Below are 324 nucleotides of genomic sequence, written 5' to 3'. Positions count from 1 at the left end.
AACTGATGTTCCATGCTTAGCGCGATCAGACTGTCATCGGGACAGGTTTCAACGGCAACAAAATTAGGCTTTGTTTCAAGCTCCTGACGCTGCCAGTCAAGGGTTGGAGAATGACCAGTCAACACCACCCCATCAGAGCCGACTACGACAATGACATCTTTACTGATGGCGAGCGCCTGCAGCTGATCAGTACGTCGTACTGACTTATTTTTTTCCTGTTCTATGCCTTCCAGATTCAAGGGCGCTTCACAGCCGGTTAATAGCAACGGCAAGGTTATCGACGTCAGAAGTGCAGCCGATTTAAAACCAGAAACAGCCTGACCT

The 324-nt window shown here is 49.1% G+C and carries 1 protein-coding gene; it reads right to left on the bottom strand.

Annotation, left to right across the window (positions count from 1 at the left end):
* Positions 1-324: hypothetical protein (locus tag QWI17_RS00380; protein ID WP_302720518.1), on the bottom strand; the 324-nt coding region annotated here is incomplete at both ends.

The organism is Gilvimarinus gilvus, from assembly GCF_030518155.1.
Lineage (GTDB): Bacteria > Pseudomonadota > Gammaproteobacteria > Pseudomonadales > Cellvibrionaceae > Gilvimarinus > Gilvimarinus gilvus.
Note: the sequence above shows the minus strand (reverse complement) of the source record. Positions and strands in the feature narration are given on the sequence as shown.